This window comes from Lactobacillus delbrueckii subsp. delbrueckii DSM 20074 = JCM 1012 (genome assembly GCF_001433875.1).
GTDB classification, from domain to species: domain Bacteria; phylum Bacillota; class Bacilli; order Lactobacillales; family Lactobacillaceae; genus Lactobacillus; species Lactobacillus delbrueckii.
The window spans coordinates 1-7351 of the sequence record NZ_AZCR01000069.1 but is presented as its reverse complement, the minus strand read 5'-3'; the positions used below and the strand labels follow the sequence as shown (position 1 = coordinate 7351).

At 49.4% G+C, this 7351-nt stretch carries 6 protein-coding genes; 2 read left to right on the top strand and 4 right to left on the bottom strand.

Annotated features, from left to right (window positions below; all coding sequences use genetic code 11):
* Positions 1-80: 80 nt before the first annotated feature.
* From FD23_RS07775 to FD23_RS07760, 4 genes are all read right to left on the bottom strand, one after another.
* The gene (locus FD23_RS07775) at positions 81-1409 is read right to left on the bottom strand and encodes a C69 family dipeptidase (RefSeq protein WP_025896305.1); all 1329 of its coding nucleotides are present in this window, start codon (positions 1407-1409) and stop codon (positions 81-83) included.
* 276 nt (positions 1410-1685) lie between these two features.
* Positions 1686-2633, bottom strand: coding sequence for a sugar-binding transcriptional regulator (locus FD23_RS07770; RefSeq protein ID WP_025896304.1), 948 nt, complete (start codon positions 2631-2633; stop codon positions 1686-1688).
* A 170-nt stretch (positions 2634-2803) separates the two neighbouring features.
* The gene (locus FD23_RS07765; RefSeq protein WP_052933801.1) at positions 2804-3691 is read right to left on the bottom strand and encodes an aggregation-promoting factor C-terminal-like domain-containing protein; all 888 of its coding nucleotides are present in this window, start codon (positions 3689-3691) and stop codon (positions 2804-2806) included.
* Positions 3692-3994: 303 nt separating this feature from the next.
* Complete coding sequence (locus FD23_RS07760) at positions 3995-4234, bottom strand: transcriptional regulator (protein WP_230470976.1); 240 nt, start codon at positions 4232-4234, stop codon at positions 3995-3997.
* Between the two features lie 143 nt (positions 4235-4377).
* On the opposite strand from FD23_RS07760, the gene FD23_RS07755 reads away from it, so the two are divergent.
* Positions 4378-6909: a M1 family metallopeptidase gene (locus FD23_RS07755; protein ID WP_025896300.1), complete on the top strand. Its 2532-nt coding sequence runs from the start codon at positions 4378-4380 to the stop codon at positions 6907-6909.
* 125 nt (positions 6910-7034) lie between these two features.
* Positions 7035-7351 (top strand): nitroreductase family protein (locus FD23_RS07750; protein ID WP_201778771.1); only part of this gene is annotated, 317 nt, incomplete at its 3' end.

Below are 7351 nucleotides of genomic sequence, written 5' to 3'. Positions count from 1 at the left end.
TTTTGTGCTCTGATCCAGTGAAAACGATTTTTCTTACTGGATCGGAACAGTGTTCAGTTTAATTTTACAATCGGCGAAAATTACTTGTTGAAAGTGAGCTTGGACTTGGTTACCGGAGCCAGCTTGTTGGAGTGGACGATCAAGCTATTGTTCATGGTCTGCCACTTCTTTTGCGCGTAGTCGGCATTCTTCTGGTTCTGTTCTGTCAGATAGGCCGTCAGCTTGTCGCCGGACAAAGTCTTGGCTACCTTGTCGCTTTGGGCCAGGTTGGCCTTGAGTTGCTTAGTTACGGCCTTCTTAGTCGGGTTAACGTCCTTGTAGATCAGGTCCGTCTTCTTGCCAGTTGAGCTGTCGATGAACTTCTTGTGCTTGTAGGCTTCAACTACCATGGCCGTGGTTTTGTAAGTCCAGTAGGCGGACTTGGTATTAGTCGGGTCCTGGTACTCGCCGTCAACCTTGTACTGGCTTGGCGTGTCACTGATGTTGGTGTAGAAAGGCAGGTAGACGCTGTTAGCCGGGGAGGCCATGGCCAGCCACTGGATAGCCGCGTATTCCTTAGGCACATTGTTTCTGATCTGCAGGATGTGGGATTCCACGTCAGTTGGCACGTTGATCGGCCGGTAGCCGCCCTTCCACTTGCCGTAGCTGGAGTACTTGGTCCCGGTGAAGTGGGAGGAAAGCACCTGGCCAACCTTGGCCGGACTAACCTTCTTGTCCGGCTTGAGGAAGAGGGTGTAGGACTTCTTAGTAATTGACTGCTTCTTGCTTGGGGTCAAGATTCTCTGCCCGTCCCACATTCTTGGCCGGTTGTAGATGGCGTCGGTCTTGTCGTTGGTTACAAAAGCCTTGGAGTAGTTGACCGTGCTTTTTACATAGCCAGCCAGCTTGATCTTCTTGTTCTGGGACCAGGCCTTAACCTTCTTGACCAGGTTGGTTGAAGCCATGTAGTTCTTAGAGTCCTTGAGGTTGAGCTTGCCGATCACCATTTGGTTAGGGATGACGGCATACTTGTTGTCTGGAACTCTGACAGCTGCCCAGGTGTGGCCGGAGCCGATTTCCATGTACCAGATTTCGTTCTTGTTGCTGAAGATGACCCCGTTCTCGCCAAAAATCCACTGGCCATTAACCTGCTCGCCGTCTGGCGTGCTGGTATAGCGTAGGGCAGTCTTCGGCAAGCTGGTCTTGAAGCCGTTGTCTTCAGAAACATAAGTGGTCGGGCCATTGCTGGTTGCCTGGTGAACATAGAAGTGCTTGGACCAGGCGCCAACGTCTTCATTACGGGCAACCAGGGTTGATTCGTCGGTCGTGGCTTTCTTGCCATCTATTACAGTCGTGCAAGCCTTAACAGGTGTGGCGGTAAAAGCAGCGGCCAGGCCCAGGGCACCGGCAGCCCAAATAAACTTACGCACGATATTTCACCCTATCAAATATAATCCTATCAATCACACAGGAGTGCTTGTTAGCGCTTACTGAAAAAATCATAAGCCTCTCGCCGTTAAATTAAAATCCTATACGAAAAGAGAAACTGCTTTATTAATAAGGAGCTGGGCAAGAAATTATCGGAAAATGAGAAAGGTTTTTACATACAAAATAGGGGATAGCTAGATTATACCGGTTGAAAAAAGGACCGGCTCTTTTTCGGAGCTGGTCCTTTTGCCTGCTAAGCAGGCAAAATAATTAATTTTTTACCGGCTGCTTTCTTCTTGCAGCTGCAGGACCCGGTCAGCGATGGTTTCACTAGTGACCAGGTGGGTGATGATGCCCGACTTGAGGGCGCCTAAGAGGGCTTCAGACTTGAAGCGGTCGTTGACCACGACTAAGCGGACCGGGGTCTTGACGATCTGCTGGTCGGAGATGCCGATGATCTTGTCAGTAATTGAACTGAAGAAGTGGCCTTCATGGTCGTATGGCCGGCCGAAGATCATGCCGGAGATGCTCTTTTGGTGGATGTTCTTGAAGAGGAGTTTCTCGTATTTTTCGTGCAGGAATCTTTCTTCTTCAAAGGATTGCAGGGTGCCCAGGCTGGCGACCAGGAGATCCATGTTGTCGTAGAGCTCATCCAGCTGCTCGTAAAAAGGTTCCTTCTTGATCAAGTTGACCAGGTCGGAGTTGGAGGAGTAAAGGGGAGCGGGAAGGGAGCGGAAGTGGCCCCCGCATTGGGCAGCGGCGATGCTTTCCAGCGGATTCTTGCGGCCGTTGCCCTGGAGAGGATAGCCAACCAGCTGGACGAAGGTCAGGTCATTGTTTTTAACTTCCGTAAAGGAGTTGATGATGTCGAGCATGGTCGTGCCCCAGGTGATTCCGACGTTCTTGCTGGACTGCATGTAGCTCTGGATCTGTTCAGCGGCAAATCTGACGATCTTTTCGCTGTCCTGGTTCTTAGTCTCCAGCTTCTTTAAGATAAAGGCTTCCTTGAGGCCAAACTGCTGGCGGAAACTCTTTTCCAGGCCGGGATTCCGCTTGGCTTCTTCCTTGATGTTGATCTGGACGATGCCGGTCTTTTCAGCATCGCTTAAGGCCTTGTCGATGAGGTAGCGGGACAGGTTGTATTTGGCGGAAATTTCGGCGATGTTGAGTTTGCTGATATAGTAGTCGTGTGCGATGTTCGCAAGCTGGTCGTTGCTGAGCTGCATGATTTCCTCCCAATTTTAGACATTTAAAAGACTATTTAAATATTGTAAAACAAAAGGTTACTTTTGTAAAATAAGTAAAAAGGTATCACTTTCTGAAAAAGGGAAAAAGAACTAAAAAGGGTAAAAAAGAAGGGGGAATCAATCGATTCCCCCTTCGGCATTGTCTGATTTTAGTACCAGTTGTGAGCCAGCCAGAATCTCTTGGCGTTGACCCATGAACCGTAACGGCCGTAAACGTAGCGGTCAGCAGTCCGTTCTTGGTTCTTCTTGGACAGGTCACCGCCCAGGTAAGAAATCAAGAGTTGGTAGCGGCCGTAACAACTGCCGTTTCTGGCAGTGTAATAACCGCCTGATTCCCGCATAGCGATCCAGTACTTAGCTGCCTTTTCAGCTGACTTCTTAGCAGCCTTCTTCTTAGCGGCAGCTTTCTTCTTGGCAGCGGCCCTCTTCTTAGCGGCGGCTTTCTTCTTGGCAGCGGCCTTCTTCTTAGCGGCGGCTTTCTTCTTGGCAGCAGCCTTCTTCTTAGCGGCGGCAGCAGCCTTCTTAGCGGCAGCTTCAGCAGCCTTCTTAGCCGCGTCGTCTTGCTGGTCAGTTGCCTGGCTTTGGCCAGCGCTGGCAGTTACAGCTGCGGTAGCGGCCTTAGTAGTCTTCTTAGTTGCCTTCTTCTTAGTAGTCTTCTTTTTAGTAGTCTTCTTTTTAGTAGTCTTCTTAGCAACCTTCTTGACTGCCTTCTTCTTGGAAGTCTTCTTCTTGCTCTTCTTAGTAGTCTTCTTAGCCTTCTTAGTGGTTTTCTTTACCGTGCTGGTTGAAGTCGCGCTAGAAGCAGAAGTGCTTGCGCTTGCTGAAGCAGCAGTAGCTGAGCTTTGGTTAGCAGCGCTAGACTGGCTTGCGGCCTGGTCTTGGCTGGCTTGTTGGTCTTGACTAGTTGCAGTTGCTGATTGTTGGGTAGAACTTGCGTCATTAGTAGCCGCTGAAACGTTAGCGGCGGGAGCAACCACGAGGGCAGCTGCAAAAGCAGTTGCTGATAAAACTTTCTTGAAATTGTGTTTGAACGTCATATAGTAGAAACTCCTCACATGCTTCTCTTAAAAACTAAGTCTATGCTACTAAAGGAATATGACAGGAGTGTTACAAAACGACCACAGCTCGTTAACAATCAGGTAAAATGAACATTTTTTTGGCAAAAAGATCATAAAAAAGTCGAAGATAGGGCTGAAATTATCATTTTAAGCGCTTTAAATTAGCTATACAGATAAGTAACATTAGTAACAATTGTCAAGAGACTGCAATAAAAGGAAAAGGCCAGCTGCTAGACTGGTCTTTTACATATGCAATTATTTCACAAATGGAAGTAATTTCCGTTAGAAACTGAATTGGCTGATCGAGTTCAAGGGGCTGAGGTAGACGAAGCTCAGCTTGACCCGCCGGGTTAGCCGGGTTAATTCAGTCAGCAGCCCTTGCTGCTCCTTGGTAAAGCGGAGCTGGTTGAGGTTGGCTTTTTCTGCCATGGCCAGCTTAACTGGAGACAGGATCTTCTGTCTGGTTAAGTAGCTGGGTACATCGTCTTGCTTAAGGGCCATGACGCTACCATGTACCCGCAAGGTCGGGCCTGGTGGTGTACGCGTTTTTTTAATGCTGGCAGGGGAAAAGATATTTTGCGTTAAATGGGCTTTATTTAGCCTTTTTTGCTAGAATAGAGAAATATACGCGAGGAAAAATCAGACGCGGATTATAGGAGGAAACAATGGCTGTTAAGCGTTTTTACGAAACATTCCATCCAGATCACTACGATCTATACATCGACGTTGACCGGGCAGCAAGATCTTTCTCAGGGACTTCCACCATCCATGGTGAAATCCAGGAAGAAACTGTCTTGGTCCACCAAAAGTACATGACCATCAGCAAGGTCACTGTTGACGGCAAGGAAGTGCCGTTTACTTTTGGCGACGACTTTGAAGGCATCAAGATCGAAGCCGGCAAGACTGGGGAAGCGGTCATCGCGATCGACTACTCAGCGCCTTTGACTGACACTATGATGGGGATCTACCCGTCCTACTACCAAGTTGATGGCGTCAAGAAGGAACTGATTGGGACCCAGTTTGAAACTACTTTTGCCCGGGAAGCCTTCCCATGTGTTGACGAACCAGAAGCTAAGGCAACCTTCTCCCTCGCCCTCAAGTTCGACGAACACGAAGGCGAAACTGTTTTGGCCAACATGCCAGAAGACCGGGTAGAAAACGGCGTGCACTACTTTAAGGAAACTGTCCGTATGTCCAGCTACCTGGTTGCTTTTGCCTTTGGTGAAATGCGGTCATTGACCACCCACACCAAGAGCGGGGTCTTGATCGGGGTTTACTCAACTCAAGCCCACACTGAAAAGGAACTGACCTTCTCCTTGGACATTGCCAAGCGGGCAATTGAATTCTACGAAGACTTTTACCAAACTCCATATCCGCTGCCGCAATCACTGCAGCTGGCCCTGCCTGACTTCTCAGCCGGTGCCATGGAAAACTGGGGTCTGGTAACCTACCGGGAAGCCTACCTGCTTTTGGACCCGGACAACACCACTCTGGAAATGAAGAAGCTGGTTGCGACTGTGGTGACCCACGAACTGGCCCACCAATGGTTCGGTGACCTGGTAACCATGGAATGGTGGGACAACCTTTGGCTGAACGAAAGTTTCGCCAACATGATGGAATACCTGTCAGTTGACCACCTGGAACCTAACTGGCACATCTGGGAAATGTTCCAGACTTCTGAAGCAGCGGCTGCCTTGACCCGGGATGCAACCGACGGGGTACAGTCAGTGCACGTGGAAGTTAATGACCCGGCTGAAATCGACGCCCTCTTTGACGGGGCCATCGTTTACGCCAAGGGGTCAAGAATGCTGGTCATGGTCCGGTCACTTTTGGGCGATGAAGCTTTGAGAAAGGGCTTGAAGCGCTACTTTGACGAGCACAAGTTTGGCAACGCGGCAGGTGACGACCTCTGGGATGCCTTGTCAACGGCCACTGACTTGAACATTGGGGAAATCATGCACACTTGGCTGGACCAGCCAGGCTACCCAGTGGTGAATGCTTTTGTTGAGGACGGCCACTTGAAGCTGACTCAGAAGCAATTCTTCATCGGTGAAGGCAAGGAAGTCGGCCGCAAGTGGGAAATTCCGCTTAACGCTAACTTCAAGGCACCGAAGATCATGTCAGACGTTGAACTTGACCTGGGTGACTACCAGGCTCTGCGGGCAGAAGCCGGCCACGCTCTGCGCTTGAACGTGGGCAACAACTCCCACTTCATCGTGAAGTACGACCAGACTTTGATGGACGACATCATGAAGGAAGCCAAGGACTTGGATCCAGTTTCCCAATTGCAATTGCTGCAAGACCTGCGGCTTTTGGCAGAAGGCAAGCAAGCTTCATACGCTGACGTGGTACCAGTTCTGGAACTCTTCAAGAACTCAGAAAGCCACATTGTCAACGATGCTCTGTACACGACTGCTGCTAAGCTGCGGCAATTTGCCCCAGCCGGCAGTGAAGCTGACAAGAACCTGCGGGCTCTGTACAACGACTTGTCCAAGGACCAAGTTGCCCGTTTGGGCTGGCTGCCTAAGGCAGGGGAAAGCGATGAAGACATTCAGACCCGGCCATACGTTTTGTCTGCTAGCCTTTACGGCCGCAACGCTGATTCAGAAAAGCAAGCCCACGAAATCTACGTGGAATACGCTGATAAGTTGGCAGAACTGTCCGCTGATATCCGGCCATACGTTTTGATCAACGAAGTTGAAAACTACGGGTCAAGCGAATTGACTGACAAGCTGATCGGTTTGTACCAGGCAACCAGTGACCCATCATTCAAGATGGACCTGGAAGCCGCGATCGTGAAGAGCAAGGACGAAAGCGAACTGAAGAAGATCGTTTCCTGGTTCAAAAACGCTGAAATCGTTAAGCCGCAGGACTTGCGCGGCTGGTTCAGCGGCGTTTTGTCCAACCCGGCAGGTGAACAGCTGGCCTGGGACTGGATCAGAGACGAATGGGCATGGTTGGAAAAGACGGTCGGCGGCGACATGGAATTCGCTACCTTCATCACTGTCATCTCCCGCGTCTTCAAGACCCAGGAACGCTACGACGAATACAACGCCTTCTTTACTGACAAGGAAAGCAACATGCTGCTGAACCGGGAAATCAAGATGGACCGGAAGGTCATCGCTAACCGGGTAGACTTGATTGCCAGCGAACAAGCTGACGTCAACGCCGCGGTTGCTGCTGCTTTGCAAAAGTAATTAAATAGAGCATAAGAAAACTGTTTCCGGTAAGAGCTGGAAACAGTTTTTTTATGTATTCAACTTGTCTGCAATCGGTTACAATATAGATGTAAATACTATCGTACATTCTTTGAGGTAATAAAATGAACAACGATTTTAAAGATATCATGCAAAACAGAAAGTCTATCCGGCACTATGATTCCAGCGTGAAGATTTCCCGTGACGAATTGCTGGAAATCATTAATGAATCTATCTCTGCTCCAAGTGCCTGCAACCTGCAGTCCTGGCACTTTGTTATTGTCGACACTCCAGAAGGCAAGAAGAAGCTTCACGATTTCCTAATGCCGTTCAATTACCCTCAAGTTGACACTGCTCCAGTCACGATCATGGTTTTCGGTAACACTAAGTCATATCTGAAGTATCGTGACCTGTGGAATGGCATGGTAGAAGAAAAGAAGGT

Excerpts from the sequence above, each read along its gene's own strand:
- FD23_RS07770 (WP_025896304.1), bottom strand. The coding sequence starts at position 2,633 with ATGCAGCTCAGCAACGACCAGCTTGCGAACATCGCACACGACTACTAT.
- FD23_RS07765 (WP_052933801.1), bottom strand. The coding sequence starts at position 3,691 with ATGACGTTCAAACACAATTTCAAGAAAGTTTTATCAGCAACTGCTTTT.
- FD23_RS07755 (WP_025896300.1), top strand. The coding sequence starts at position 4,378 with ATGGCTGTTAAGCGTTTTTACGAAACATTCCATCCAGATCACTACGAT.